The organism is Hyphomicrobium sp., from assembly GCF_036262015.1.
Classification (GTDB): Bacteria; Pseudomonadota; Alphaproteobacteria; order Rhizobiales; family Hyphomicrobiaceae; genus Hyphomicrobium_C.
The window spans coordinates 481,868-508,616 of the sequence record NZ_DATAJR010000004.1 but is presented as its reverse complement, the minus strand read 5'-3'; the positions used below and the strand labels follow the sequence as shown (position 1 = coordinate 508,616).

21 protein-coding genes are annotated in these 26,749 nt (G+C 61.5%); 13 read left to right on the top strand and 8 right to left on the bottom strand.

Annotated elements, in window-relative coordinates:
* The first annotated feature begins 250 nt into the window (after positions 1-250).
* Both VHO05_RS03370 and hisN read left to right on the top strand, forming a co-directional pair.
* Positions 251-1,150: an N-formylglutamate amidohydrolase gene (locus tag VHO05_RS03370; RefSeq protein WP_329645202.1), complete on the top strand. Its 900-nt coding sequence runs from the start codon at positions 251-253 to the stop codon at positions 1,148-1,150.
* Between the two features lie 852 nt (positions 1,151-2,002).
* On the top strand, positions 2,003-2,809 hold the full coding sequence (hisN, locus tag VHO05_RS03365) for a histidinol-phosphatase (protein ID WP_329645201.1): 807 nt from the start codon (positions 2,003-2,005) through the stop codon (positions 2,807-2,809).
* Between the two features lie 4 nt (positions 2,810-2,813).
* Here the strand turns inward: hisN and VHO05_RS03360 are convergent, their stop codons facing one another.
* Both VHO05_RS03360 and VHO05_RS03355 read right to left on the bottom strand, forming a co-directional pair.
* On the bottom strand, positions 2,814-3,773 hold the full coding sequence (locus VHO05_RS03360; RefSeq protein WP_329645200.1) for an alpha/beta hydrolase: 960 nt from the start codon (positions 3,771-3,773) through the stop codon (positions 2,814-2,816).
* A gap of 286 nt (positions 3,774-4,059) precedes the next feature.
* Entirely contained in the window at positions 4,060-4,617 is a 558-nt protein-coding gene (locus tag VHO05_RS03355) for a hypothetical protein (protein WP_329645199.1), read from the bottom strand.
* Positions 4,618-4,913: 296 nt separating this feature from the next.
* Between VHO05_RS03355 and VHO05_RS03350 the strand changes: the two genes are divergently transcribed.
* The 4 genes from VHO05_RS03350 (at position 4,914) to VHO05_RS03335 (ending at position 12,522) form a co-directional block, all read left to right on the top strand.
* Positions 4,914-5,378: an Hsp20 family protein gene (locus tag VHO05_RS03350; RefSeq protein ID WP_329645198.1), complete on the top strand. Its 465-nt coding sequence runs from the start codon at positions 4,914-4,916 to the stop codon at positions 5,376-5,378.
* Between the two features lie 467 nt (positions 5,379-5,845).
* A complete protein-coding gene (gene gltB, locus VHO05_RS03345) occupies positions 5,846-10,546 on the top strand; it encodes a glutamate synthase large subunit (RefSeq protein ID WP_329645197.1) in 4,701 nt (1,566 codons plus the stop codon).
* A 24-nt stretch (positions 10,547-10,570) separates the two neighbouring features.
* Positions 10,571-12,010, top strand: coding sequence for a glutamate synthase subunit beta (locus VHO05_RS03340; protein ID WP_329645196.1), 1,440 nt, complete (start codon positions 10,571-10,573; stop codon positions 12,008-12,010).
* Positions 12,011-12,138: 128 nt separating this feature from the next.
* Positions 12,139-12,522, top strand: a complete 384-nt coding sequence (locus VHO05_RS03335; protein ID WP_329645195.1) for an HPF/RaiA family ribosome-associated protein — start codon at positions 12,139-12,141, stop codon at positions 12,520-12,522.
* Between the two features lie 63 nt (positions 12,523-12,585).
* Here VHO05_RS03335 and VHO05_RS03330 read toward each other — a convergent pair whose 3' ends face one another.
* Positions 12,586-14,073, bottom strand: coding sequence for a DUF459 domain-containing protein (locus VHO05_RS03330; protein ID WP_329645194.1), 1,488 nt, complete (start codon positions 14,071-14,073; stop codon positions 12,586-12,588).
* Entirely contained in the window at positions 14,042-15,319 is a 1,278-nt protein-coding gene (locus tag VHO05_RS03325; protein WP_329645193.1) for a lytic murein transglycosylase, read from the bottom strand. Before VHO05_RS03325 ends, VHO05_RS03330 begins: the two co-directional genes overlap by 32 nt.
* A gap of 299 nt (positions 15,320-15,618) precedes the next feature.
* On the opposite strand from VHO05_RS03325, the gene VHO05_RS03320 reads away from it, so the two are divergent.
* From VHO05_RS03320 to VHO05_RS03310, 3 genes are all read left to right on the top strand, one after another.
* Entirely contained in the window at positions 15,619-16,500 is an 882-nt protein-coding gene (locus tag VHO05_RS03320) for a UTP--glucose-1-phosphate uridylyltransferase (RefSeq protein WP_329645192.1), read from the top strand.
* Between the two features lie 145 nt (positions 16,501-16,645).
* Positions 16,646-17,704, top strand: a complete 1,059-nt coding sequence (locus VHO05_RS03315) for a flagellar motor protein MotA (protein WP_329645191.1) — start codon at positions 16,646-16,648, stop codon at positions 17,702-17,704.
* Positions 17,705-17,868: 164 nt separating this feature from the next.
* On the top strand, positions 17,869-18,897 hold the full coding sequence (locus VHO05_RS03310) for a peptidoglycan -binding protein (RefSeq protein ID WP_329645190.1): 1,029 nt from the start codon (positions 17,869-17,871) through the stop codon (positions 18,895-18,897).
* A gap of 302 nt (positions 18,898-19,199) precedes the next feature.
* Here the strand turns inward: VHO05_RS03310 and VHO05_RS03305 are convergent, their stop codons facing one another.
* Entirely contained in the window at positions 19,200-19,406 is a 207-nt protein-coding gene (locus tag VHO05_RS03305) for a hypothetical protein (protein ID WP_329645189.1), read from the bottom strand.
* Between the two features lie 260 nt (positions 19,407-19,666).
* Positions 19,667-20,749, bottom strand: coding sequence for a cytochrome-c peroxidase (locus VHO05_RS03300; RefSeq protein ID WP_329645188.1), 1,083 nt, complete (start codon positions 20,747-20,749; stop codon positions 19,667-19,669).
* 253 nt (positions 20,750-21,002) lie between these two features.
* Here VHO05_RS03300 and VHO05_RS03295 point away from each other — a divergent pair, with 253 nt between their 5' ends.
* From VHO05_RS03295 to VHO05_RS03280, 4 genes are all read left to right on the top strand, one after another.
* Positions 21,003-21,236 carry a hypothetical protein gene (locus VHO05_RS03295; protein ID WP_329645187.1) on the top strand — a complete coding sequence of 78 codons (234 nt, stop codon included), beginning with the start codon at positions 21,003-21,005 and terminating at the stop codon, positions 21,234-21,236.
* Positions 21,237-21,345: 109 nt separating this feature from the next.
* Complete coding sequence (locus VHO05_RS03290; protein ID WP_329645186.1) at positions 21,346-21,687, top strand: hypothetical protein; 342 nt, start codon at positions 21,346-21,348, stop codon at positions 21,685-21,687.
* 66 nt (positions 21,688-21,753) lie between these two features.
* On the top strand, positions 21,754-22,659 hold the full coding sequence (gene rimK, locus VHO05_RS03285) for a 30S ribosomal protein S6--L-glutamate ligase (RefSeq protein ID WP_329645185.1): 906 nt from the start codon (positions 21,754-21,756) through the stop codon (positions 22,657-22,659).
* A gap of 202 nt (positions 22,660-22,861) precedes the next feature.
* Positions 22,862-23,614, top strand: coding sequence for an arginyltransferase (locus tag VHO05_RS03280; RefSeq protein WP_329645184.1), 753 nt, complete (start codon positions 22,862-22,864; stop codon positions 23,612-23,614).
* 67 nt (positions 23,615-23,681) lie between these two features.
* On the opposite strand, the gene VHO05_RS03275 is transcribed toward VHO05_RS03280, so the two are convergent.
* Positions 23,682-24,224, bottom strand: a complete 543-nt coding sequence (locus tag VHO05_RS03275) for a hypothetical protein (RefSeq protein WP_329645183.1) — start codon at positions 24,222-24,224, stop codon at positions 23,682-23,684.
* Between the two features lie 92 nt (positions 24,225-24,316).
* The gene (gene parC, locus VHO05_RS03270; RefSeq protein ID WP_329645182.1) at positions 24,317-26,569 is read right to left on the bottom strand and encodes a DNA topoisomerase IV subunit A; all 2,253 of its coding nucleotides are present in this window, start codon (positions 26,567-26,569) and stop codon (positions 24,317-24,319) included.
* Between the last annotated feature and the right edge of the window lie 180 nt (positions 26,570-26,749).

Below are 26,749 nucleotides of genomic sequence, written 5' to 3'. Positions count from 1 at the left end.
TACTGCGAAAGTAGAGCAAGAGCTGGGCCAGGAGAGGCTGAAAACCCAGTTTAAAGCACTTTTTCCAGGGACGGGCACGAGAAATGGCGCACGCGCCGTGGACAGCAATGTTCGAGGTTGGCACACTGCTCCATTCCTGCCGCGTCTCTGCGTCGTCGGGCCGCTTCGGCAAATATGGAGAGCGGCGCGTTAGACGTGCCAACATGAGACACGCAGGATGCGATGAGGCCCTTGTCGTAAACAGGATCAGATGACCGCGCCCAACTTCTCCCCTATCAGCGCCGAACTCGAGCCGCCGTTCACTATCCTCGCTCCACAGGCTCAGAGTGCCCCATTCGTGCTGTGCTCTCCTCATTCGGGCCGCATCTATCCGCGCGCATTTCTCGACCAGTCTCGTCTGGATCCGATGACATTGCGGAAATCCGAGGATTGTTTCGTCGACGAACTGTTCCTGGGCGCCGCCGAGTTGGGTGTGCCCCTCATCTCTGCGCGTTTTCCGCGCGCGTATCTCGACGTCAACCGCGAGCCGTACGAGCTCGATCCGGAGCTGTTCGCCGATCCCCTGCCCGACTATGCAAACAGCCAATCCGTGCGCGTCGTCGGCGGTCTCGGCACGATCGCGCGCATCGTCGCTGACGGGGAAGAAATCTATCGCTCGCGGATCGCCGTCAACGAAGCGCTCGAGCGTATCGATCAGTTGTACTTCCCCTTCCACGAAGCGCTACAGGGCTTGATTGCCCAGACCAAGGCGCAATTCGGCTACGCCATTCTTATCGATTGCCACTCGATGCCGTCGGCGCAGATGACCCAGAGCAGCGGTCCGCGTCCCGACTTCGTCTTGGGCGATCGTTTTGGTGCTGCGTGCGATCCGAAGCTGACACGCTATCTGCGAGATACGCTTGTCGCCGAGGGATATGACGTGCAGCTCAACCGTCCCTATGCCGGCGGCTACATCACGGAGCACTACGGGCGACCGTATCGCGGTGTACAGGCGGTGCAAATCGAGATTAACCGCGCACTGTACCTGGACGAGGCTCGACTGACCCCCACGCGCGGCTTCGGTCCTCTCAAACACGACTTGACGCGGATCGCCGGCATGCTGTTCGCGTCGCTTCCCGCGCTCCTCGAACAGCGCGCCGCCGCGGAATAGGTCCGCCGGAAAGCCGCTCTCCGAAGCTCGCAAAAAAAAGGCCGCCCAAATGGACGGCCCAAGTCTAGGGAGGAAACGCCCAAGGAGGGCTCGTGATCCCGGGGACGACCGCTTGGCCATGCCCGATCTCACGATCCAAACTTATGTTGCAATGCCGCAAACTACAAGGTGGTGATTCTATATTATTGCTGCGGCGCGCTAAGTTGTTGAGATACTAGTACCGATCGGTAACACTGAACCGGCCACCGGCAGCCGCGCCAAGGTGCGTCGAAATTTCTCTTTTGTTTCTGTGCGTTGAAGCGTCGCACGTCCCGCCAGGACAAAAAAAGGGCCGTCCAGGTACGGACGGCCCAAGTCTAGGGAGGAAACGCCCAAGGAGGGCTGCGACAGGTCGAGCCCAGCTCGACTGATGTCGCACTGCAAAATATCGGATGTACGTTTCAGAAAGGAAAGTGCAAAAACTGCAGAGCTGCCATTACAAGCGCGAAGATCAGCGCACGGGCACGGCCCCGGCAGCTCGACATATAGGCAGTTTGCTTGAGGTGATGAGGCTTCCTCCAAAAAGAGGCCGTTCGAGCGAGCGAACGGCCCAAGTCTAGGGAGGAAACGCCCGTATTGGGCTGCGGTGGCGAAGAAGTGCTCCTTCGAAACCGCACAATCGGTATGCGCCTGTTCGTCTCTTGCGGCAACTTACGGATGTTCTGCGTCAGTATTTGCAGTGAATATGATGCGGACCCGCAACAGGAAACGTTCAAGCAACACTTCTACTCGGAATAGATGTAATTCTCATTCGGGTTGCTTCCTGCCGTAACTCGGTTACATACGCCTCAACTTAAGCCTTGGATAATAATCGTGACTTTCCCGACCGGTTCGCGGTTTTCACCTCTTCTCGCCCTCGCCCATGATTTGGCCGATAGGTCGGGCGCAGTGATACGGCCGCAATTTCGCAAAACGATCGCAGTCGCCAACAAGGCATCGGCCGATGCGTTCGATCCGGTCACGAAAGCCGATCAGGGCGCTGAGCGGGCCATCTCGCGCTTGATTCGCCAACGCGCTCCGGGGCACGGCATCGTCGGGGAAGAGTTCGGGAGCGAGCGCCCCGACTCGCCTTTGCAATGGATCATTGATCCCATCGACGGAACGCGCTCGTTCATCACGGGCACGCCGATGTGGGGCACGCTGATCGGTCTGCTGCACGAGGGCACGCCTGTGCTCGGCATGATGGACCAGCCGTTCACTCGCGAACGCTACTGGTCGGCAGAGAAGGCTTCCTACCTCCGCGAAGCATCAGGCAAGCCGCGCAAGCTGCGGACGCGAGCCTGTCCGCAACTCTCGGACGCGCTGATGATGACGACGAGCCCGGATCTCTTTGAACGTGGCGCAGAGGAAGACGGCTTCGGGCGCGTCAAGCGGGCTGTCCGCATGACCCGCTATGGCGGGGACTGCTACGCCTATTGCTTGCTCGCAGCGGGTTTCGTCGATCTCGTCGTGGAAGCAGGGTTGAAGAGCTATGACGTGGTCGCGCTGATCCCCATCGTCGAACGCGCCGGCGGCCGCATCACGACGTGGGACGGTCGTCCCGCTACAGCCGGCGGGCGTATCGTTGCGTCGGGCGACCCGGCGCTGCATGCCCGCGCGCTCAAGCTGCTCAATCGCTGAAGCGTTAGGCGACGCGTTCGTCGAGCCCCATGTAGGCGTCGAACGCGGCCCAGAAACGCAGGCGGATCGAATCCGCCTCCTGCAGGATTTCGTGGCGCGCAGACGGAAGCAGCACATGCGTTCCGACCTTGAGGCCGACGGCGAAATCCTCAATGGCGCGCGAGGACACGATCTCGTCCTTTCCGGCAACGAAGATCATCATGGGGACCCGAACGGAGCCCGCATAGTCCGGCGCGGAAACAAGCCCCATGGACCGATAGGCCGCGCGGAGCCAACCAACTGTCGGCGAGCCAAGTCCCAGTGCAGGATTGGTATCGAGCACCGATTTGTTGCGATACCAGCGTTCACGATCGGAGGTCAGCTGATTGCCTTCGAACGGGCCCTGCTCGACCACAACGTCGGATCCCCCTTTGACGTAGCTGCGACCGAACCCCAGCAGACAGCCCGCTTCCGCGTAAGCGCGCGCAATCGACTGCGGATAGCCAACCTTGTTGTCAGCAAAGGCGATCATCGGCGCGGACAGAATCATGCGCTCGAACCACGAACCCGGACGGCCGGCATTGCGCAGGAGAATGTTGGCGCCCATGGAATGCCCCAGCGCCATAAAGGGCGGCGGACAATCCGGCAACACGATCTCCTTCATGAAGAGCGTGAGGTCGCGATCGTATTCGCTGAAGGAGTTGACGTGCCCCTTGCGAGGATCGGCAAGCGGGCGAGAGGAACCGCCCTGTCCGCGCCAGTCCATTGTGGCGACGGCAAAGCCACGCCGGCGCAGATCGGCGACCACTTCGAAATATTTTTCGGCGAACTCGCCGCGCCCGCCGAACAGGCAGACTGTCCCGCGTCGCGGGCCGCGCGTCGCGTCCCAGCGCACGAACCGCAAGCGCGTGCCGTCACTGGCTTTGAGCTCGCCGGGGACGGCACCGCCTGGCACCGGATTCTTGGCCAGCGCTACGAGCTTCATGCTTCAGACCCCGCTTCGCAAATCACTCCCGGAAGATAGCACCGGGAGCGGCACGCGGCATCTGGAGCGTGATTGTTTCTGATTGAATCGAAATCACGCTCCAGGTCATTGATGAGACCGATGATTCACGCTTCGGACTTTTCCTGCGCCGCCAATTCACGCCGCGCCTGATAGGCGGCGCGGCGATCGGGGCGACTAGGGTCCAAAGCGATCATGGTCTTGCATGCAAGAGAAGAGCCGAGAACACGTCGGGGCTCCGGCCCAGTTCTGGTTCTAGGGGTTCAGGCTAGTAGCCGCGGTCCCAGCGCCAGTCGCGATAGGCGAACGTTCTCAAGTACTGAGGTCGCGCGGCAAGGACCGAGCCGGAGCAGCGGTCGACGCGAAGCTGAAATACGCGCCCTGAGTCAAAACGACGCGCTCGAATGCTTACGATTCCGCCTTCCCCGCCCATAGGACGGATGTCGACCCAGCCATCGCGCCGAAGTTGCTGTCTGATCTGCCAGCGATCGAGGCACGCATAACGCTCAGGACGCGCCGGTACATAACGCTCCGGTGCGCGCTCACCGTAGCGCGGCGGAGGGACGGGCACGGGATAGCCGTCCTTGATCGATCCAGGCAGAGACTCGCCCGGTCCGCGCCGATAGGGAGCTTCGCCATAGCGGTCCTGCGGCGGCGGCTCGCGGTCGTCGTAGCCCTCGTCCCCATATTGTCCGCCGTCATCATAGGGGGGCTCCGCATAGCTTTCTCCATAGAGATCGGCAGCAGACGCGACGCGTGCCAGCGGCAGCGCAGAGATCACGACGGCCGCCGTTACGAGGCAAGCCTTCATGGGTGACGCTTTCATGGCTAACTCCGATGTCGATGCGGACTTGAACGTCTGGGAAGGACGCCAAAAGTGCCTCTCAATTTCGGCGCCCGCACATGAACGCCAGATGAAGGCATTTGGTTTTCGCGAACATTTTCGGCGGGGTGGCCAATCGGCCTCGTGCTCTCAAACTTGTCGCTAAGTCCCCCCTTGAAGCCCTCTCGACTGCACCTAAATCCTCTGGTGCGCACGCCCCATGCGGGTGCGCTTCACTGAGAGATCCGGCCCACGACGGGCGGATCCCAACCAGTCGCTTCTTTAGGAGGACTAACGTCATGCGACATTTCGATTTGGCCCCCCTCTATCGCTCCACCGTCGGTTTCGACCGCTTTGCGCAGCTTCTCGACAGCGTCACGGGCGGAGACGTCGATGCGCCCTACCCGCCCTACAACATCGAGCGCCTCGGCGATAACGAGTATCGCATCACCATGGCTGTCGCCGGCTTCGCATCCGACGAAATCAAAGTCGACGTGAAGGAAAGTACGCTTACGGTCCGCGGCGAGAAGAAGCCCGAGCCGGCAGAAGGCAGCGAGCGCCGCTATCTGCATCGCGGGATTGCGAGCCGAAGCTTCGAGCGCCGGTTCCAGCTCGCCGACTATGTGGAGGTGAAGGGCGCTGATCTCAAAGATGGTCTTCTCAATGTTGACCTCGTGCGGAACATCCCGGAGCGCATGCGCCCGCGGACGATCCCCATCGGTTCAAGCGTCACCCCGAAACACCTCGAGGCACAGACTTCCTAAGGCGGATACCAGACACCTCCCAGGATGGTTCCCGTCCCACTGGGCGGCGGCATTTTTGCCGCCGCCTTTTTTTGACGTCTTGCCGTCTTCAATGCCGCTTGTGTTGCAGGGAAAAATCTGCAACATTCCTTTAAAAGGTCAGCATTGCTGTCCTTTGTGCGGATCTTGGCTCCTACGTTAAGTTGGACGTGGGCAGTCTTTTTGCCCTTTCGGCATCGAACGGCGCTTGGCCCATGCGGTTGCCAGCGTTGGCGGAGATTGATTGCGGTGGTCGCGAAACTGTCACGTCTCGTGAGCGGTTGCCCCCCGGATGACCGGGCGGCCTATCCTGTGCAGGATATCGTCTAGCGCCGTCGACTCGGCGCGGGCACACGTACGAAGCATCGCGAGCGCACAGATTTGCGCCGATGCCACAAAGCCGGCGCCAGATGCTGCCGGATTGCCTTGATCACCCGAGGACTACGCCTATGACCAACGTCACGCCCATGAACGGCAGCTTCGAGCGTCCGGAAGCTCAGGGCCTTTTCGACCCTGCCTTCGAACGTGATGCCTGCGGCGTCGGTTTCATTGCCAATCTCAAGGGCGAGAAGTCGCATCGCGTGATTTCCGACGCGATCAAAATGCTGTGCAATCTCGAGCATCGCGGCGCTGTTGGAGCCGACCCGCTGGCAGGTGACGGCGCTGGCATGCTCATTCAGATCCCGCACGCGTTCTTCAGCGAGGAATGCGCGAAGATCGGTTTCAAGCTTCCCGAGCCGCAGCACTACGCGGTCGGTCAGGTCTTCATGCCTCAGGATGAGCGCCTCGACTTGCATTGTCAGGGCGTGTGGACGCGCATCCTGCGCGAAGAAGGCCTCGAACTTCTTGGCTGGCGCGCGGTGCCGGTCGACAACTCCTGCCTCTCTGAACTCGTCCGTGCGACAGAACCTGTTCACCGTCAGATTTTCATCGCTCGCCCCAAGGGCATGAGCGAGACGGAGTTCGAGCGCCGCCTTTATCTCGTGCGCAAGATCGTCTCGAACGCGACCCACAACACCTACAAGGGCCGCGACATCGGCCACTACACGGTGAGCCTGTCGAGCCGTACGGTTGTCTATAAGGGGATGTTCCTCTCCTATCAGGTTGGCTCGTACTACAAGGACCTTGCGGACTCGCGCGTCATCTCCGCGATGGCGCTCGTGCATCAGCGCTTCTCGACGAACACCTTCCCGTCCTGGAGGCTCGCACACCCCTACCGGATGGTTGCGCACAACGGTGAAATCAACACGCTGCGCGGCAACGTCAACTGGATGGCGGCACGCCAGGCGTCCGTGTCTTCGCCGCTGTTCGGCGACGACATCAGCAAGCTGTGGCCCATTTCCTACGAGGGCCAGTCCGACACCGCGTGCTTCGACAACGCACTCGAATTCCTGGTCATGGGCGGCTACAGCCTCGCGCATGCCGCCATGATGCTGATCCCCGAGGCGTGGGCCGGCAACCCGCAAATGGACGCCAAGCGGCGTGCCTTCTATGAATATCATGCGTGCCTCATGGAGCCGTGGGACGGCCCGGCCGCGATGGCGTTTACCGATGGCCGCCAAATCGGCGCCACGCTCGACCGCAACGGACTACGACCGGCGCGCTATGTCGTCACCAAGGACGGCATGGTGGTCATGAGCTCGGAAGCCGGCGTGCTCGTCGTGCCGGAACAGGACATCGTCAAGAAGTGGCGCTTGCAGCCCGGCAAGATGCTGCTGATCGACCTTGAGAAGGGCTGCATCGTCTCGGACGAGGAGCTGAAGGCCGAACTCTCGGCAAAGCACCCCTACGAGAGCTGGGTGAAGCGCACGCAGATCATGGTCTCCGACCTTCCGCTCTCCAACAAGAAGAGCGAGGCCCGGCGCAGCAATATCGCTTTGCTCGATCTGCAGCAGACCTTCGGCTACACGCAGGAAAGCCTCAAGTTTCTCCTGACCCCGATGGGCGCCAAGGGCGAGGAAGCCATCGGCTCCATGGGTAACGACTCGCCGATCTCGGCGCTGTCCAACAAGTCGAAACTGCTTCACACCTATTTCAAGCAGAACTTCGCGCAGGTGACGAACCCGCCGATCGACTCGATCCGCGAGGAGCTCGTCATGAGCCTCGTGTCGTTCATCGGCCCGCGCCCCAACATTCTCAATCTCGAGGGCACCTCGAAGGTGAAGCGCCTCGAGGTGACGCAGCCCATCCTCACCAACGAGGACCTGGAGCGCATCCGCCAGATCGGCGAGGTGAAAGACAATCACTTCGCATCCATCACGATCGACATCACGTATCCGGTCGAGAAGGGCCCGTCGGGAATGGCACCGGCCGTCGACGTCATTTGTGCCGAGGCCGAAGAGGCCGTGCGGTCCGGTGGTTACAACATCATCATTCTCTCGGACCGCGCGACGGGACCGAACCGGATTCCGATCCCGTCATTGCTGGCGACGAGTGCCGTGCATCATCACCTGATCCGTCAGGGCTTGCGTACGTCGGTGGGCCTGGTCGTGGAAACGGGCGAGGCACACGAGGTGCATCAGTTCTGCACGCTCGCCGGCTACGGCGCCGAAGCGATCAACCCGTACCTTGCCTTCGATACGCTCGCCGTCATGGCACCGGAGCTTGGCGCGGATCTCACTCCCGAGGACGTGAAAAAGAAGTACATCAAGGCCATTGGCAAAGCACTGCTGAAGGTCATGGCCAAGATGGGCATCTCGACCTATCAGTCCTACTGCGGCGCACAGATCTTCGACGCCGTGGGTCTCAGGACCCCGTTCGTACGCAAGTACTTCACAGGCACGCATACCCAGATCGAGGGGATCGGCATGCGTGAAATCGCGGGCGAGACATTCGACCGCCATGCGGCGGCGTTCGGCAACGTGCCGGTGCTCGCAAACGCGCTCGATGTGGGTGGCGACTACGCCTACCGCGTGCGCGGCGAAGCCCACGTCTGGCGGCCGAATGTGGTCGCCGATCTGCAGCATGCGGTTCGCTCGACCGATCCGGCCGATGCCAAGGATGGCAAGATTCCGCAGAAATTCCGCGACTTTTCGCGTGCCATCAACGAGCAGTCCGAACAGCTGTTCACGATCCGCGGCATGTTCCGCATTCGCTCGGCCGACAGCATGGGGCGCAAACCCGTTCCGCTGGACGAGGTCGAATCCGCTTCCGAGATCGTGAAGCGGTTCGCAACCGGTGCGATGAGTTTCGGCTCGATCTCGCGCGAAGCGCACACCACGCTCGCGATCGCCATGAACCGCATCGGCGGCAAGTCCAACACGGGCGAAGGCGGAGAAGAGGCGGACCGGTTCAAGCCGCTCCCGAACGGCGACAGCATGCGCTCGGCAATCAAGCAGGTCGCGTCGGGCCGCTTCGGTGTTACCGCCGAGTACCTCGTCAACTCGGACATGATGCAGATCAAGATGGCGCAAGGCGCGAAGCCTGGCGAAGGTGGCCAGCTGCCTGGGCACAAGGTCGATGCGACCATCGCCAAGGTGCGCCACTCGACGCCGGGCGTCGGACTCATCTCGCCGCCTCCGCATCATGACATCTATTCGATCGAAGACCTCGCGCAGCTGATCTTCGATCTCAAGAACACCAATCCCGACGGCCTGGTGTCGGTGAAGCTCGTGTCGGAAGTCGGTGTGGGCACTGTCGCCGCCGGCGTTGCCAAGGCGCGCGCCGATCACGTGACGATCTCCGGCTTCGAAGGCGGCACGGGCGCTTCTCCGCTCACCTCGCTGAAGCACGCCGGTAGCCCATGGGAAATCGGCCTCGCCGAGACACATCAGACGCTGGTCGTGAACCGTCTGCGCGGCCGCATCGCCGTTCAGGTGGACGGCGGTCTGCGCACGGGCCGTGACGTCATCGTCGGCGCGCTGCTCGGTGCCGACGAGTTCGGTTTCTCGACGGCGCCGCTGATCGCCGCCGGCTGCATCATGATGCGCAAGTGCCACCTGAACACGTGCCCGGTCGGTGTCGCGACACAGGACCCGGTTCTTCGCGCCCGCTTTACCGGTCAACCCGAGCACGTCATCAACTACTTCTTCTTCGTCGCCGAAGAGGTACGGGAGATCATGGCGGCGATGGGCTACCGCAAATTCAGCGACATGGTCGGCCAGACCGACTGGCTCAACAAGGATCGCGCCATCGATCATTGGAAGGCGCGCGGCCTCGACTTCTCGAAGGTCTTCCACAAACCGCACCCTGCCAAGGGCGTGGCGATCTATCATTGCGAAGAGCAAAATCACGGCCTCGAAAAGGTGCTCGACAACGAGCTCATCAAGGTCGCGATGCCGGCGCTCGACGCAAAGAAGCCGGTGAAGCAAGAGTTCACGATTAAGAACACCGATCGCACGGCCGGCACCATGCTTTCCGGTCAGATCGCCAAGCGCTTCGGCCATGCTGGCCTGCCTGAGGATACGATCTGGCTGACGTTCAAGGGCACCGCCGGACAGAGCTTCGGCGCTTGGGCCGCGCGCGGCCTCACGCTCGATCTCGTCGGTGAAGGCAACGACTACGTCGGCAAGGGCCTCTCTGGCGGCAAGATCATCGTCCGGCCTAGCGCACTCTCGGGCATCGTTCCTGAGCAGAGCATCATCATCGGCAATACGGTGATGTACGGCGCGATCACCGGCGAGTGCTACTTCCGCGGTGTCGCCGGTGAACGCTTCGCCGTGCGCAACTCTGGCGCCTATGCGGTCGTCGAGGGTACGGGCGATCATGGCTGCGAGTACATGACTGGCGGCGTGGTCGTCGTGCTCGGTCCGACGGGACGCAATTTCGCGGCCGGTATGTCGGGTGGCGTCGCCTACGTCCTGGACGAGGCCGGCGACCTCGATACGCGTCTCAACAAAGAGATGGTCGAGATCGAGTCTCTCGCGATCGACGTGGCGATGATCGAGAAGCTGGCCAAGAGCAACGGTGAAGTGACCCGTCAGCTTGCCGAGGTCATGCTCGACATGCGCGAGCAGGATCTTGAGCGGCTGCACGCGCTCATCGTGCGCCACGCGCACTACACCAACTCGACCAAGGCAAAGACGATCCTTGCCGACTGGGCGAACTACGTGCCGAAGTTCAAGAAGGTCATGCCTTTCGAATACCGGCGTGCGCTCACCGAGCTTGCGAAAGCGCAAGCAGCGGCTACGACTGTACCCGCGCAGGCTTGAAATCAGAAAGAAGAGTCGACGACTATGGGAAAACCGACCGGATTTCTTGAGTTCCAGCGTGCGGATCGTACGTACGAGCCTGTCGAGCAGCGCGTAAAGCACTGGCACGAATTCGTCGTGCCGCTCGCAGACACGAACGTCAAAACGCAAGCGTCGCGGTGCATGGACTGTGGCATCCCTTTTTGCCATAGCGGATGCCCCGTCAATAACCAGATCCCTGACTGGAACGACCTCGTCTATCGTGGCGACTGGAAAGTCGCTGCCGAGAACCTGCACTCGACGAACAACTTTCCCGAGGTGACGGGACGCATCTGTCCGGCGCCGTGCGAAGCGGCCTGCACGCTCAACATCGACGACGTGCCGGTGACCATCAAGTCGATCGAATACTCGATCGCTGATCGTGCATTCGAGAACGGCTGGATCACGCCGCAACCTCCGGAGACGAAAACAGGCAAGAAGGTCGCGATTATCGGATCTGGCCCCGCAGGCCTCGCGGCTGCACAACAGCTCGCTCGCGCAGGCCACGACGTGCACGTCTACGAAAAGAATGCGCGTCCCGGCGGGTTGCTGACCTACGGCATTCCAGACTTCAAAATGGAAAAGCACATCGTCGCGCGCCGTCAGGCGCAGATGGAAGCCGAGGGCGTGGTCTTCCACTGCAACGTCAATGTGGGCAAAGACATCTCCGCGCGAGATCTCGAAGCACAGCACGATGCCGTGCTGCTGGCGATGGGATCGGAAACTCCGTTCGACTTCTTTGCGAAGTCCCCCGGACGCGATCTCGACGGCATTCACTACGCGATGAATTTCCTGACGCAGCAGAACCGCCGCGTCGCCGACGAAGCGCAGCTTCCCGGCACGAAGGAAATCTCGGCGAAGGGCAAGCATGTGGTCGTGATCGGCGGCGGCGATACCGGCTCGGACTGCATCGGCACGTCATTCCGGCAAGGTGCGAAATCGGTCACACAGCTCGAGATCATGCCGAAGCCGCCGGTGAAGGAGAATAAAACGCTCTCCTGGCCGAACTGGCCACTGAAGCTTCGCATCTCGTCGTCGCAGGCCGAGGGCGCTGTCGTCGAGTACTCTGTCTCGACCACGGGCTTCTCGGGCGAAGGCGGCAAGGTGAAGAAGCTGCACTATGTGCAGGTTGACTCAAAGATGCAGCCCATTCCGGGAACGGACGCAACGCTCGAAGCGGAGCTCGTGTTGTTCGCGATGGGCTTCTCGGGTCCGGCCGACGGCGGCGTGCTTTCCGGACTCGCCCTCGAAGAGGTGGCTCGCGGGCGCTTCAAGGGTGTGGATGCGAACGAACGCGACTATCGCCTTCCCGGTAGCGGCAAGCTCTTCGCAGCCGGCGACGTCCGGCGCGGACAATCGCTTGTCGTGTGGGCCATCCGCGAAGGCCGTCAGGCGGCAAGTTCTATCGACAAGTACCTGATGGGTAACACGACGCTGCCGCGCTGAAGCGCTGTAGCTCCTCTTTACCTACGGGCTAAAGTTGCACCCATTCTCTCCTTGATGCGGCCAAGTCGAGGTCTAATATCAAGTGTGTGACGCTTTTGTTTCGTCACCCAACTTGAAGGGATCTTCACATGGACACTCCGCTTGAAATCTCGTTCAAAGGGCTCGACAAGAGTCCCGCAATCGAAACAAAGATCGCGGAGCGAGCGGCCAAGCTCGAGAAACACTTCGACCGCATGACACACTGCCGCGTCGTCGTTGCGGCTCCTCATAAGCACTCCCACAAAGGCAAGACCTACGAGATCAAGATCGACATCGGCATTCCCGGCGCAGCGCCGCTCATCGTCACGCATGAGTCCGCCGTCGGACAGGCGCAAGAGGATCTCAAGATCGCATTGAGAGATGCTTTCGATGCCGCAGACCGCCGTCTGGACGAGTTGGTCGACAAGAAGAACGGTGCTGCACGCGCTGAACGCAGCCGCCGGCGCCCTGCAAAGATTTCCGACGAAGAATGACAAGAGCGCGCCGGGACGGGGAGCCAAGCGGGCTCCCGTCCCGGTCGCGAAAATTGACGCGAGCTATTCGCGCGCTTTGCGGCGCTGTGCTGCGTTCGGTTTGGCCGGCTTCTCGTCCACAGCCGTCGCGCCAGTTTCCACTGGATCTGCCGCGGGGAAGTATGCTGCTTCCGGCGGCGGAGCCGGACGCGGCCAGGATGCGTCGTCTGCGCGTCCCGGCTTCGGCGGCAACCGCTCGCCTTTGAACAGCACACGGAAATACGGCGCCTGAGAGGGCGCGAGCCGACGGCGACCATCGCGGCCCGCTCCCGTGGCCAATGCGACGGTGCTCATGACGGTGAGGCCGCCCGAAATCTGGTCGGTTACGGATTCACCGAGCTGGGACGCGCGATCTGAGCTTTCGCGGCGCGTGACGAGCGCGATGACCGATGCCGGAATTGCCGGACGCACGATATCGAGCGCAACGATTTCCTCGCGTCCCCCTTCGCTCACGATACGCAAATTGATCCGGCCGTTATCGGCCTTCTGATCGCCTGCGCCACTCGCGTCCTGCTTGGCGCCCGCCGCGCCAGCGGGACCTTCTGCTCCCGGGGCGGCCGCAGATGGGCTCGCGCCCGGTGCCGGATTGGCGTTTTTCGCAGCCTCAGGATTGACCTTTTGCTGTTCGGCCTCGTTGCCATCTAGTGGAATCGCGCGATCGGCCTTGGCTTGCGTGATATCGCGGCGCAGCTCGCGGTCGACGAAGTAAGCGAGCTTGCGATTGCCTTCCCAAGTGAAGTAAACGCCGTCACCTGAACGCAGCAGACGGATCTTACCGGTAATGTCGGGGCCGTAGGCGCTGTAGCCGCCGTTCTCGTCGGCGAAACCGGCGTAGCTGTCGATATACTTTGCGCCATTCAGATAGACGCGTTCGCGCAGCAGGCTGTTCATCGTCTGCACGTCTTCGTTCGCGTCATAGCGGCGAACGTTTGGAAGGCCGACCCAGTAGACCGAGATGTTGCGCTTACGAAGCGCCTTCAACAGGCGGTCGCTGCGCGCGGCGTATTCCCGGCGCCAGCCATCTGTGCCGACCATTAAGCGCTTGCCCGTTGCCGGATCGCGCACGGAAACGCGGTCCCAGGCTCCAAGCATCAAAATGGCGATCTGCGGCGCCGCATCTTTCAACTGGCTATCGAGGTCTTGGAGCTTCTGGTCGAAGTCCGGCCGCATCAACCCGTTGATGGAGAGATGCGTGTTGCGGACGATGAGACGCGGATCCTTCTGGAAGACTTCAACGGCGCCAGCGAGAAGGCCCTCCGCCAGATCATCGCCGATCATCACCAGGTTGTAGGTGTCTCCGGGCGGAAACGGCGTAATGAAGCTTGCGCCGGCCGGGTCTTCCTGAGCCGCAGCCGGAATCGCCGCCGCGAGCAGCGCTGCGAGCAGGACCATCAGCGAAAACGTGAAGCGCGCGTGCATGCCTTCCCGGCTATTTTTCAGTCTTCCGGCCCACTGCCGCTCGCCGCGGCCTTCGCACACCTTACCGCGAAGCGGATCTTCGCATGTGATCAAGAACGGTATCAGACGGCCAACAGTCAACCTTCAAGTTGTTGGCGCGTTCGTAGAGACCGATGACCTTGCGGGTGTTCGAGCCAACCTTGCCGTCGATCTTTTCGACATCATAGCCCAAGGCCCTGAGTCGTTCCTGGATTTCCTCGATGTTACGGGTTTTCTGGGGACCCGTTCCGCCCCAAGGCGTTGCGAAGTCCCCACCACCCGCAATGCGATCCGCGAGGTTGCCGACGAACACGGCGTAGAGATCCGACATGTTGTAGCGGCGAATGACCTTGTAATTTTCCAGCACAAGAAAGGATGGGCCGTATCCGCCCGCCGGACTCATCATGTAGGCGCTGAGCGCGAGCTGATCCTGAGTCCAGGGGCGGCCGTTGGCGCGCTTCAAGCCGAGTTTTGCCCATTCGGCGATGGTGCGTTCCTGCGTAGGGCCTTCAAAGGCGCAGTCCGCTTGCGGCGCGAGCTTGACCTCATAGCCCCAGGTCTGCCCCGCGACCCAGCCCTTGCCCTTGAGCTGACTCGCTGCGGACGCCAGCGCATCGGGGACGGAATTCCAAATGTCGGTCTTGCCATCGCCGTCCAGATCGTGCGCATGCTTGAAATATTCGCTCGGCATGAACTGCGTCAGGCCCATGGCGCCGGCCCATGAGGCGCGCATCATCGCGCGCGGCACTCCGGACTCGAGCATCTTGAGCGCCGCGATCAACTCGATGCGGAAGACATCTTTCCGCTTTCCGAGATAGGCGAGCGTCGCCACGACGTTGATGGCGTCGTGGGGAAGCTTGTGGCTGCCGAAGGCCGTCTCCCGGCCCCATATGGCGAGGACCGAGTAGCGATCGACGCCAAGCTCGCGCTCAATCTTTTCCAGTGTGGCCTGATGCTTGACGAGCAGGTCCTTGCCGGTCGTCGCAAGGCGCAAGAGATAGGCGCGGTCGAGATACTCGGAAGGCGCGCGCGTGAACTCCGCCTGCCCAGTGGCATCGTTCGAAGGACGGCCGGGAAGGTCGAGATCCGGAATTTTCAGATTCGGCGTGAAACCTTTGAGCGCCTTATCGAAGGTTGCACGCGAAACGCCGGCCGCCTCGGCCTCGGGCCAAAGCCCCTCGATCCACGCGTCAAGTTTCGCATCGGCCGACGCGGACCTGGAGGCAAAAATGGCCGCCATCACAACCAGCATGCCTGCGAGCGCGATGGTAAAAATCCTCGAACCGATCGATGCGGAACGAGCACGAGGTTGAATGTTCATGCGCAAACTATACTTCCTGCAGGCGCTTTCGTCGCCGGAGCGAACGAGCCCACTCCGTGTCTGCGATTCCGGGCTTTTTTGAGACCCGTTTGAGGGGCTACCGTCCTATCATTTTTCAAAACGGCCTCACTTTTGCGCCAACTGGTGGAACACTTTAACCTCCTTGATATTCCCTCTCGGGACTGCCACCCCCGGGGCTTGCCCGCCACCCCCGCAACATTGGATATAGTCTCAGTTCCCTCCCCTCCAGGGCGGTTCCGTGCCGCTCGCGTTTTCCCAGCAATTTTCTCGGTGACCTGATGTCCAAACCTAAGCGCATTCGCAAAGCCGTATTTCCCGTGGCCGGACTTGGAACGCGTTTCCTGCCCGCCACCAAGGCGGTGCCAAAGGAAATGCTTACGGTCGTCGATCGCCCTGTCATCCAGCACGTCGTCAACGAAGCCCGCGCGGCCGGCATCGAACATTTCGTCTTCGTGACGGGGCGCGGCAAAGCCTGCATCGAGGATCACTTCGATCACCAGTTCGAACTCGAGTCGACTCTCTCAGGGAAGAAGAAGACCCGGGAGCTGGAGGAGCTTCTCGCCGAACTTCCGGACGCAGGCCGCACCAGCTTCACACGCCAACAGGCGCCCCGCGGTCTCGGTCATGCCGTGTGGTGCGCCCGTGACATCGTCGGAGACGAGCCGTTCGCGCTGTTGCTGCCCGACATGCTTCACCATGGTCCGCCGTGCCTTGCGGAGATGATCGACGCCTATGAGCAGACGGGCGGCGGCAACCTCGTGGCCGTATCCCCCGTCCCGGACGACCAGACCCATCAGTACGGCATCGTGGGCGTCGAGGACGCTAAGGCCAAAGTGAGCCGCATCACCACAATGGTCGAGAAGCCGCCCAAGGGAACTGCTCCTTCGAACCTACACATCACCGGCCGCTATGTGCTCGAACCAGAAATCTTCCCAATTCTGGCCCGACAAGAGGCTGGCGCGGGCGGAGAAATTCAGCTTACGGATGCAATGATCGAACTCAGCCGGGACAAGAAGCATCCGTTCCATGCCGTGCGCTTCGACGGCACGATCTATGACTGTGGCTCAAAGATCGGCTTCCTGCTCGCCAATGTCGCTTACGGCCTCGATCGCGAGGATCTCGCTCCTCAGCTCCGGGCTGCACTCCGCGATCTCATCTGAACCCTGATCGTCGGGGGCGGCCGCGCTTTCTGCCTCAAAACGGCCCTAATGACAGGGCCGTGGGCACGATGTTGCCCGTTTCCGGTGGCATGGGGTTCAGCTATTGTCGGACGTTTTTTTTCGAGTGCAGGGGCCGGAGACTGGAATGGCACGCAAACGACCCGAAGTGGCTGCGGCCTCAATGCACAAGAGCTTGACGCCGCCCGGCGTTTTTCTGGTGCGCATGCTCGTGTTTCTGACGCTGGTCGCTTTCCTGGGTGCGATCCTCCATGAGCAACTCATGGTTTCGTTGATGACAAACCCGGGGCTCAATGGGCTCATCATCGGCGTCCTGTTCATCGGTATCATCTACGCCTTCCGGCAAGTCGTCCGGCTCTACCCTGAAATTCGCTTCGTCAACGCGTTCCGGGTTTCCGACCCCGGTCTTGCCAGCTCGCATCAGCCGGTGCTGCTCGCCCCGATGGCAACGATGCTCCGCGACCGCACGGGCTCTCTTTCATTGTCGACCGTCTCGATGCGCACGATCATGGACAGCATCGGCTCGCGGCTCGACGAAGCGCGCGACACCGGACGCTACATGGTGGGCCTGCTCGTTTTTCTCGGCCTTCTGGGTACGTTCTGGGGCCTTCTCGAGACGATCCAGTCGGTGGGAGGCGCGATCAGTGCCCTCGATACGTCGGGCAATGGAACGGTCGCCGTTTTCGACGAGCTCAAGGCGGGTCTCGCTGCTCCGCTCAAGGGCATGGGCACCGCGTTCTCGTCCTCACTGCTCGGCCTTTCGGGATCTCTCATCATCGGCTTCATGGAGCTCCAGGCGAGCCACGCGCAGAACCGCTTCTACAACGAACTCGAAGAATGGCTCTCGGGCATTACCGAGCTGACGCCAGGATCTTCGAGCGCCGCTGAGCTTGCGAGCCGGCAACTCCTCACCGCGGTGTACGAAATGCAGCGAGCCGTGGAAGACCTCACGACGCGGATGGCAGGCGGCGGCGCGCCCTTTCTTCCCTCGTCGCCCCCCGGCAGTGCAGCTCCTGGATCGGAAGAGACCGTGCGGGACCTCGCACGCGGCGTGAACCAGCTCGTGACCCAAATGCGCGCCGAGCAGAAGGTTGTCCGCGAGTGGGTTGACGAGCAGGCGTCACAGCAGTCGGAGGTGACGAACGTGCTGCGCGAGCTCCAGAACGTGCTCAAGAGAGGCGGCTAGTGCGATGATCGAGAAATTCGCCACCGATTGCTGCAAGGTTCAGAGCGAATTTCTCAATCTGAATCACACGAGCAAGTCTACGAGCGTAGTGCTCCTTTTGAGTCCGAAGTTCGCTTCCGAACCTGGACGCGAAGTCGGGCGAACTTCGGAATTGGAGCACTAGCATGGCGCGTGGGCGTTCACGGCGCGGCGGCGAATACGGTGAGTTCTGGCCAGCCTATGTGGACGTGTTGTCCACGCTGCTGCTCGTCGTCACGTTCCTGATGTCGATTTTCATGATCTCGCAGTATTTCGCGACGCAGGAATCGGCCGGGAAAGACACTGCGCTGCAACGCCTGACGCGGCAGATTTCCGAACTCACCAATCTGCTGTCGCTCGAAAAGGGAAAATCCCGTAACGCCGAGGACGAGTTGGCCTCGCTGCAAGCGACGCTCTCAGACCTCAAGCAAGAGAAAGACAAGCTCTCCGGCTTTGCGCTTAGTGGCGACGAGCGTGCCAAGGCCGCGGAGGGGCGCATTCAATCGCTTACCGCTGACCTCGACGCCCAAAAGCAGATCTCCAACGAGGCCCTGGCGAAGGTCGATCTTCTCAACCAACAGATGCTCGCGTTGCGCCGCCAGCTTGCAGCGCTGAACGATGCGCTCGAAGCCTCCGAAAGGAAGGACAAGGACAGCCAGGATCGGATCAAGGATCTGGGTGCACGCCTCAATGCGGCGCTCGCGCGTCAAGTTCAGGAGCTGCAGCGTTACCGGTCAGACTTCTTCGGGCGGTTGCGCGAGCTCTTGAAGGATCGCAAGGACATTCGCGTCGTAGGCGATCGGTTCGTATTCGAATCCGAGGTGCTGTTCCCGTCCGGTCAGGCGACGCTGACGCCGGAGGGGCTCGCCGCCATGGATCAGCTGGCCGTTGCGGTTGCCGACCTTGCAAAGACGATCCCGCCCGAGATTCCGTGGGCACTCCAAGTGGACGGCCATACCGATATCCGGCCGATTGCGAGTGCTACCTTCCCGTCCAACTGGGAGCTTTCGACGGCGCGCGCGGTGTCTGTCGTGAAGTATCTTGCCTCGCGCGGTGTGCCGGCCGAGCATCTGGTCGCCGCGGGGCACGGCGAGTTTCAGCCGCTTGAACAGGGCGTCGACGAAGGGAGCCTGCGCAAGAACCGCCGCATTGAGCTCAAGTTGACGAACCGATAGTCCGTTATGGGATGAAACGGCGCCCGTGATATCAACTGATCGCCGGGTCGGCCGTTTGTGTCAGCAGCCGCCCTTCGAGGTGCACCTCGACGACGGGGCTGCCTTTTCGCCTTTCAAAACTCACAACGCCCATTCTTACGAATTCAGCGCCCTGTATTTATTCAGTCGAGCCGCCGCCCGAATTGAGTTTATTGGTTACGGTCAAGCCGCTTTCTCAGCCAATACTTCTGAGACTATATAACACCGAGAATTCGAAGGACTGGGGAGAAGTCAGTCCGCGTTTCGCAATGTTTCCACACGGCTCAGATCTTTGCGTAACGGCCTGCCGGGCGGCAGCTCCACTTCTTGGCGTACCATTTCGGATTTGCTTCGGCCCACTTAGCGATCTCGGCCGGGCTCTGCATCATGCACTGCATCGGCGTGACGCTTTCAGCCATATAGGTGAGAGAGACGTCCTTGCACCGGGCGTGGTCTTCAAGGAGGCAAACAGAGACGATCAGCTCCAGCATTTTGCAAACCCCAAGCCATAGAGTTACCCGCTTTTGGCGGACCACAACCCTCGGGGCGCGTCGTCCCTTTCTTTTCTTCTTGAAGCCAAGGTTGGCGGCGAATCAGGGCTCGCACAAGAAACAAACCCGGGCAGCAATTGCTAATGTTTTGAGCTGAGACGTTTGAGCATCATTGTGCAAAACCCATCAATTTCCAGCAAACCACTTAGTATCACGCAATTTTTCGGAATAAGGGCCGGACGATAGACGTTTCCGTCAGCTCATTTTTTAGGCATGGGGCGAGTTGTCTCATCGGCACTGTGGCTTTTGGGTTCACTGGACAACGTGTTCAAAAATGCGACCAACGCCGCCTTTTCCTCGTCGGAAAGCTTCAAATCCCGAACAACCGTCGCGGCCACCGATGGGCGATTGATGACGCCTCCAGCATAGTGATCGACCACGTCGCGAAGAGTCGCCAGCGAGCCATCGTGCATGTATGGCGCCGTTCGGCCGACTTCCCTGAGAGACGGCGTCTTGAACTCGGGGAGGCCCGGAGCGCCGCCCCTTATTGCACCCCGACCGGGGTCCGAACCGGGAAGGCCGATGTCGTGGAAGGCATCATCGGTAAAGCGCCATCCGCCGTGGCAGGAGACGCATCCCGCCTTGCCGACGAAGATGTCGAAACCCTGAAATTCTTGTTCACTCAAAGCGGTATCGTCGCCCTCGACCCACTGGTCGAAACGAGATTTTGGCGAAATAAGCGATCGCTCGTATGCCGCGAGGGCTTCCAGGATGGAACTCTCTGTCACCCCCTCGTTCGTGCCGGGGAACGCTGCCGCAAACCGCGCGCTCATTTGCGGATCGTCCGATAAGCGCCGGGAGATCGTCGGGAAATCGCCCGCGAGCTCATTCACGTTCTCAATCGGAAACTTGGCTTGATCGACCAGGCTCGCTGATCGGCCATCCCAGAAGAACGATGTGGCCCAGGCCAAGTTGTAGAGGGCTGGCGCATTGCGGCTCAGAACGTCTCCGCCAGGTCCGATCGCGGTCTTCCGTCCGTCCGTGAATGCGCGCTCGGGATCGTGGCAGCTTGTGCACGACGCTGTTCCGCCTCCCGACAAGCGAACGTCCCGGAAGAGTTCGCTGCCGAGGGCAATCTTCGCCTGCTCTTGGAGATTTGGGGCAGGTATCTCGGGACGTGCAAAAATTGCCCGCCAGACCGCCTCACGCGTGATCTCTTTCGCGATCGCAACCCGGCCCGTCGCCGCTCCGACCAGCGCCAAGCCGGCGCCGAGCGTCGTAAAGGCGAGGGTCGCTACGCCCACACCGAGACGGCGGGTGGCTCGTTTCGTCTGTCGTTTCAATCCTTGTTCTTTCCGGGTGATCCGGGCGCAAACACCCCCGGAATCTGCCCTTTGCGGGAGGAAAGCGTGGCACCGGCAGCACGCAGAGAATACGGAACGCGCGCCGCCTCACGGGCCCCCTTGACCGCAGACCCAACCTCTTTCATCCAAGACGATATAAAACTTTTCGGCGCGCCATGGGAATGCCCTCATGGCCGTGTGTGTATTGCGTTGGGGGCGGCTCGATGTCTTCGACCGCTTTTGGGGGAAATACATGACAATCGGTGTCGAGGATGCATCCACGGTGCAGGGCGCGCCTGTGCAGCAGGTGACCCTTGGGTGGTTTCTCAGGCGCTCTCTCCTCGGCCTCGTCATTCTTGCCGTTGCGATGGGCGGACTGGCCTGGCTGACCTACGCGTCGATTGATCCCGATCTCGACGGCGATCTTTCCACCAAAGCCCGGCATGGCGCCCTGCCGGCTGCGCGTGTGGTGCCCGTCGATCTGTAAGATAATCAGATTGCTGCAACGCATCATCCGGTTGCGTAAGGCACATGGATTGAATTAGCCTGCGACTCGTATCGGCTGAATATCGCCCCCGCCACTTCGGGTTGCACAGATGTCTGCCAACGATCTCATCCTTCTCATTCTGGTCGCTGCCGGCGCATTTTACGCTGGCTATCAGGCTGGGCGCCTCAAGGCCTTGAGCGAACGAGGCCCCCCTCGTGAAACTGGCGATGCGAGCCCATTGCCGGGCCCGCTCGATGGGCCGTCCGCTCCGAGTTCCCCTCCGCCTCGCCGCGGAGCACCGCCGCCCGTTTCGGCAGGCAACGACGAGGGAAGCTCATGGTCTCAGGGCAGCGCCGCGGGGACCGGTCCGGCACGCCGCTCGACCAAGCCGCCGCCGGCCGCTGCCGGCCTGATGAGCACGGGGGACAAGACCGACAAGGGTCAAAAATAACGCGCAATTGCCCGGCCAGCCTCCGGCCGCTTTGCCTGCAACAGCTCATCCCGACAGGCCCATTCCATGCGTCTCGCCATGCTGGCCCGCAACCCGGGACTCTACTCGCACAAACGCCTGGTCGAGGCGGCGCAAGCGCGCGGGCACACCCTGGACGTGATCAACACGCTCCAGGTTCACATGAACATCACCTCGAACCGGCCCGGCTTACGCTACGGCGGCAAGTCGCTGCCCCTTTACGATGCCGTGATCCCGCGTATTGGCGCCTCGATCACCCACTTCGGCCTCGCGGTGCTGAGGCAGTTCGAGATGCAGGGCGTCTTTCCGCTCAATGAGAGCGTCGCGATCGGGCGCTCGCGCGACAAGCTGCGCGCGCTTCAGCTTCTCGCTCGTGCCGGCATCGGATTGCCGGTCACCGCCTTCGCGCATGGTCCCAAAAAGGTCGAGGAGGTCATCAAGGAGGTCGGAGGCGCTCCCGTGGTGATCAAGCTCGTCGAGGGAACGCAAGGGATGGGTGTCGTCCTCGCCGAGACCGAGGCATCGGCAAAGTCGATCGTCGAGGCGTTCAGCGCCGCCAACATCAATATCCTTGTCCAGGAGTACATCGCGGAGGCCGAAGGCAGCGATGTGCGCGCCCTGGTGGTGGGTGGGCGTGTGGTTGCTGCGATGCGGCGCGTCGGCAAGACTGGCGAGTTCCGCTCCAATTTACACCGCGGCGGCGTGGCCGAGGAAACGGCGGTGAGCGAAGAGGAGAACGCGACGGCGGTTCGCGCGGCTGCGGTGCTCGGCCTTAACGTTGCCGGTGTCGACATGCTGCGCTCGAACCGAGGGCCGGTTGTCCTTGAGGTTAATTCCTCGCCCGGACTCAAGGGAATTGAACGCGCGACCAAAGTCGATGTTGCAGGTGAGATTATTGCCTTCATCGAGAGCGCAGCCGTGCACGGGGGCACGGAAACCAAGGGCAAGGGATAATATTTTTTGCAACGGTGCCGGGTTGCACCCGCACTCAGCTGTTGCGCTTGATCGCGAGAGCCCGGCTCGCTTATCCTGGTCACTCGACAGCGACGACTGTCTCGCCGGCTCAAGCGTAAGCGGCCGGGCACCACTGCCGCTCTGCCCCGACTTCTTGAGTTCGTCGGATGTCCGGAGCCAGCGGCGATGATACAGGCCTCGGATGACGGAACAGCAAAAGCACTTTCCGGAATTCTACGTCACCACGCCCCAACCGTGCCCCTACTTGCCGGGCAAGCTTGAGCGCAAGCTCTTCACACATCTCACGCACGACAAACCCCTCGCCCTGATCGACAACCTGCTCAAGGGCGGTTTCCGTCGCAGCCAGAACATCGCCTACATGCCCTACTGCGAGGGCTGCCATGCATGCGTCTCGGTGCGCATTCTGGTCGACGAGTTCGAACCCAAGCGCACGATGCGCCGCACGCTGGAGCGCAATAGAGATATCGTATCGCGACGGGTCTCTGCCATTCCGACGTCCGAGCAGTTCTCGCTCTTCCGTAGCTATATCGATGCGCGACACTCGGATGGCGGCATGGCGGACATGAGCGTGCTCGACTACGCCATGATGGTCGAAGATAGCGTGGTGCGGACTTTTCTCACCGAGTACCGGGCCAAGCCTGAGAATCCGCTCGAAGATCACTTCGATACGTGGCCGCTCGCGGCCGTCGCGCTTTGCGATCGTCTCTCGGACGGAATTTCGATGGTCTACAGTTTCTACGAGCCGCTCGAGGAAGAACGCAGCCTCGGCACCTACATGATCCTGGAGCACGTCGATTATGCCCGCAGGCTCGGCCTGCCCTACCTCTATCTCGGCTATTGGATCGAGGGCTCACGCAAGATGAGCTACAAGACGCGCTATCAGCCTCAGGAGCATCTGGGTCCGAACGGCTGGGTGCGTGTGCCGGCGCGGTAGGATTCTGGGGGGATTTCGGCTGGGTCCCGGATCTGAGCGGCTTTCGCCGCTTGGCCGGGACAAGACGTTACTTCGCGAGCTCGTCGTCGAGCTTCTTGAACATGTAGGTCCACTTCGTGCCCTGGGTGTCGATCAACACCTGCATGAGGCCGCGCAATTCGGCCAACACCGTGCAATTGGGGTCCTTTGCGTTGGCACCTTCCTGGCCCATGGACGAGATGGACGCCAATAGATCGTTCGTCTTGGCGTCGTAAATCGCGATCTGGTCGTCCTTCACGTAGGGCGCCGCTTCCTTCAGGAACTGATCATCGTTCCACGCCCGCTTTTCCTTCAGCTTGCGCAGCTTGGCCTGAAACTCCGGACGATTGCGATTGTTGAGATCGCGCAGAGCCTCCGCAGCATGATCGACGGCGCTCTCGAACTCGGATCTGGCGCAGGTCGCCGGCACAGCGGCCGACGGCGCGGCTTCAGCGTTCGGAGGAGCGGGCGGCGTTTCCTGGGCGGCTACCGGGCCGACCCATCCAGGCGCCAGTGCCTGTGCGGCGACCGCGAGCATCAGCCCCAAGCCCCCTGCCGCCACCACACCCGTTATTCTCATTTTCCGCCCCATGAGACTTGTCCTACCGGGGCTCTTGGCGCGACGCAAGACAAGCACGCGCACAGGCAGCCCAACCTACGGATTTTTCACGGAAAGCGTGTCTTTTAGCGGAACGGCGGACCGAATTTGTTGGAACGTGGGAAGCCCTTAGGGGCGACCCTGCCCGCCTGCGACCGCTGGCCGGCCCATTCCTTGACCTCGGACCATTCGAGCGTGAAGGTCCGGCCCGCAGTATCCAGCCACGTCAGCCCTTCCTTCTTGAAGAACACGCGCGCATCGGCGAGGACGCCGTCCTTGAACCGCTGCAGGATCGTGCCCTTGCCGCGGGTCATCTCGTTCACCTCTGCGAGCGGGAAGACCAGCATTTTGCGGTTTTCGCCAATGGTCGCGACCTGGTCGCCATCGACGGGCACGCAAACGCGCGCCTCTTCGTCGGCGGCGACGTTCAAGATCTGCTTGCCCTTGCGGGTCGACGCGACGACCTCGTCCTCGGGCACCACGAATCCGTAGCCTCCGGTGCTCGCGACGAGCAACTTGCGGCCCGGCTCGTGGACGAAGCATTCGGCGAAGTCCTGGTTCTCTTCGAGATCCACCATCAGACGCACGGGCTCGCCGTGGCCGCGTCCGCCCGGAAGCTGGCTCGCCTCGAGCGTGAAGAACCTTCCGTTGGTGGCGAAGAGAATGAGCTTGTCGGTCGTCTGCGCCTTGATGGCGCGTTTCAGGCTGTCGCCCTGTTTGAAGTCGAGCTTCGACAGGTCGTCCTGATGGCCTTTGAGGGCGCGGATCCACCCCTTGTCGGACAGGATAACCGTAATGGGCTCCTTCTCGACGAGTGCGGCGTCGAGGTCGACGTCGATCTCGGGGGCGTCGGCGAACGTCGTGCGGCGGCGCCCCAGAACGGTCTTCTTGGAATAGCGCTCGCGGGTCTCGCGCACCTCTTCCGAGATGCGCTCCCACTGCAGCTCGTCCGACTTCAGGAGTTGTTTGAGCTCACGGCGCTCCTTCGAGAGCCTGTCGTGCTCGGCCTTGATCTCGACCTCTTCGAGCTTCGACAGGCTCCTCAAGCGCAGGTTCAGGATGGCGTCCGCCTGAACCTCGGAGAGCTTGAAACGCGCGATCAGTTTGGCCTTCGGATCCTCCTCGAAGCGGACGATCCGGATCACCTCGTCGATATTGAGGTAGGCGATCAGATAACCGTCGAGCACTTCCAGACGGTGCTCGATCTTTTTCAAGCGGAACTCGGAGCGGCGCACCAGAACGTCAATGCGGTGTTCCAGCCACTGGCGCAGCACGTCGCGCAGCGAGAGCACGTTCGGGATCTGGCCTGCCGAAAGCACGTTCATGTTGAGGCCGAAACGCACTTCCAGCTCTGTGATCCGGAAGAGGCTCTCCATCAGAATGAGAGGATCGACCGTGCGCGTCTTGGGTTCGAGGATCAGGCGCACTTCTTCGGCCGACTCGTCCCGGATATCGCCCAGAAGCGGGAGCTTCTTCTCGGTCATGAGCTCCGCGATCTTCTCGATGAGCTTGGCCTTCTGGACCTGATACGGGATTTCCGTCACGACGATCTGATAGCCGCCGCGGCCGGTTTCCTCCTTCTCCCACTTGGCGCGCAAGCGGAAGCCGCCGCGGCCCGTCTTATAGGCTTCCAGGATGTTCTCGCGCGGCTCGACCAAGACGCCGCCGGTCGGAAAGTCCGGGCCCGGGACCATCTCGACGATCTTCTCGATGGTCGCATTCGGGTGCTTGATGAGATGCAGCAGCGCCGCGCACAGCTCATCGACGTTGTGCGGGGGAATGTTCGTCGCCATGCCGACTGCGATGCCGGCTGCGCCGTTCGCGAGAAGGTTCGGAAACGCGGCGGGAAGGACGGTTGGCTCCTGCTCGCGCCCGTCGTAGTTCGGGCGGAAGGCGACGGTGTCCTCGTCGATGCCGTCGAGGAGTTCCGCTGCGACGGTGGTCAGGCGGGCTTCCGTGTAGCGATCGGCCGCCGGGTTGTCGCCGTCGATGTTGCCGAAGTTGCCTTGGCCATCGACGAGCGGATAGCGCACGGCGAAATCCTGCGCCAGTCGCGCCAGCGCATCGTAGATCGCCTGGTTGCCGTGCGGGTGATAGTTGCCCATCGTCTCGCCGACGATCTTGGCGCACTTGCGATAGCCCTTGTCGGGATCGAGGCCCAGTTCGCGCATGGCGTAGAGAATACGGCGGTGCACCGGCTTCAGGCCGTCGCGCACGTCGGGCAGCGCGCGGTGCATGATGGTGGAAAGGGCATACGCCAGGTAGCGCTCCTCGAGCGCATCCTTGAGCATGACCGGTTCGATGGGTCCGGGTCCCGGCAGAATCGGTTTTTCTGTCATGGCCGTTGGTTACTTCTCCGGAGGGCGCTGCTCAAGTGCCGCAGCGCCACAGGTTGCAACAACACACAATTGATTGCACAGCGCAATTCGACCGGAATTCCTCAGAAAATTCGCGTTGATCGTCATGGGCGCCGCCTTGCCTTTGCCGCCGTGGAGCCCGATCCTCACCCGCAACGTACC

Coding starts and splice junctions, on each gene's coding strand:
- rimK (WP_329645185.1), top strand. CDS start 21,754: ATGCGTCTCGCCATGCTGGCCCGCAACCCGGGACTCTACTCGCACAAA.
- VHO05_RS03295 (WP_329645187.1), top strand. CDS start 21,003: ATGACAATCGGTGTCGAGGATGCATCCACGGTGCAGGGCGCGCCTGTG.
- VHO05_RS03320 (WP_329645192.1), top strand. CDS start 15,619: ATGTCCAAACCTAAGCGCATTCGCAAAGCCGTATTTCCCGTGGCCGGA.
- gltB (WP_329645197.1), top strand. CDS start 5,846: ATGACCAACGTCACGCCCATGAACGGCAGCTTCGAGCGTCCGGAAGCT.
- VHO05_RS03275 (WP_329645183.1), bottom strand. CDS start 24,224: ATGGGGCGGAAAATGAGAATAACGGGTGTGGTGGCGGCAGGGGGCTTG.
- VHO05_RS03290 (WP_329645186.1), top strand. CDS start 21,346: ATGTCTGCCAACGATCTCATCCTTCTCATTCTGGTCGCTGCCGGCGCA.
- VHO05_RS03355 (WP_329645199.1), bottom strand. CDS start 4,617: ATGAAAGCGTCACCCATGAAGGCTTGCCTCGTAACGGCGGCCGTCGTG.
- VHO05_RS03325 (WP_329645193.1), bottom strand. CDS start 15,319: ATGAACATTCAACCTCGTGCTCGTTCCGCATCGATCGGTTCGAGGATT.
- VHO05_RS03350 (WP_329645198.1), top strand. CDS start 4,914: ATGCGACATTTCGATTTGGCCCCCCTCTATCGCTCCACCGTCGGTTTC.
- VHO05_RS03360 (WP_329645200.1), bottom strand. CDS start 3,773: ATGAAGCTCGTAGCGCTGGCCAAGAATCCGGTGCCAGGCGGTGCCGTC.
- VHO05_RS03335 (WP_329645195.1), top strand. CDS start 12,139: ATGGACACTCCGCTTGAAATCTCGTTCAAAGGGCTCGACAAGAGTCCC.
- VHO05_RS03340 (WP_329645196.1), top strand. CDS start 10,571: ATGGGAAAACCGACCGGATTTCTTGAGTTCCAGCGTGCGGATCGTACG.
- VHO05_RS03305 (WP_329645189.1), bottom strand. CDS start 19,406: ATGCTGGAGCTGATCGTCTCTGTTTGCCTCCTTGAAGACCACGCCCGG.
- parC (WP_329645182.1), bottom strand. CDS start 26,569: ATGACAGAAAAACCGATTCTGCCGGGACCCGGACCCATCGAACCGGTC.
- VHO05_RS03315 (WP_329645191.1), top strand. CDS start 16,646: ATGGCACGCAAACGACCCGAAGTGGCTGCGGCCTCAATGCACAAGAGC.
- VHO05_RS03280 (WP_329645184.1), top strand. CDS start 22,862: ATGACGGAACAGCAAAAGCACTTTCCGGAATTCTACGTCACCACGCCC.
- VHO05_RS03370 (WP_329645202.1), top strand. CDS start 251: ATGACCGCGCCCAACTTCTCCCCTATCAGCGCCGAACTCGAGCCGCCG.
- VHO05_RS03310 (WP_329645190.1), top strand. CDS start 17,869: ATGGCGCGTGGGCGTTCACGGCGCGGCGGCGAATACGGTGAGTTCTGG.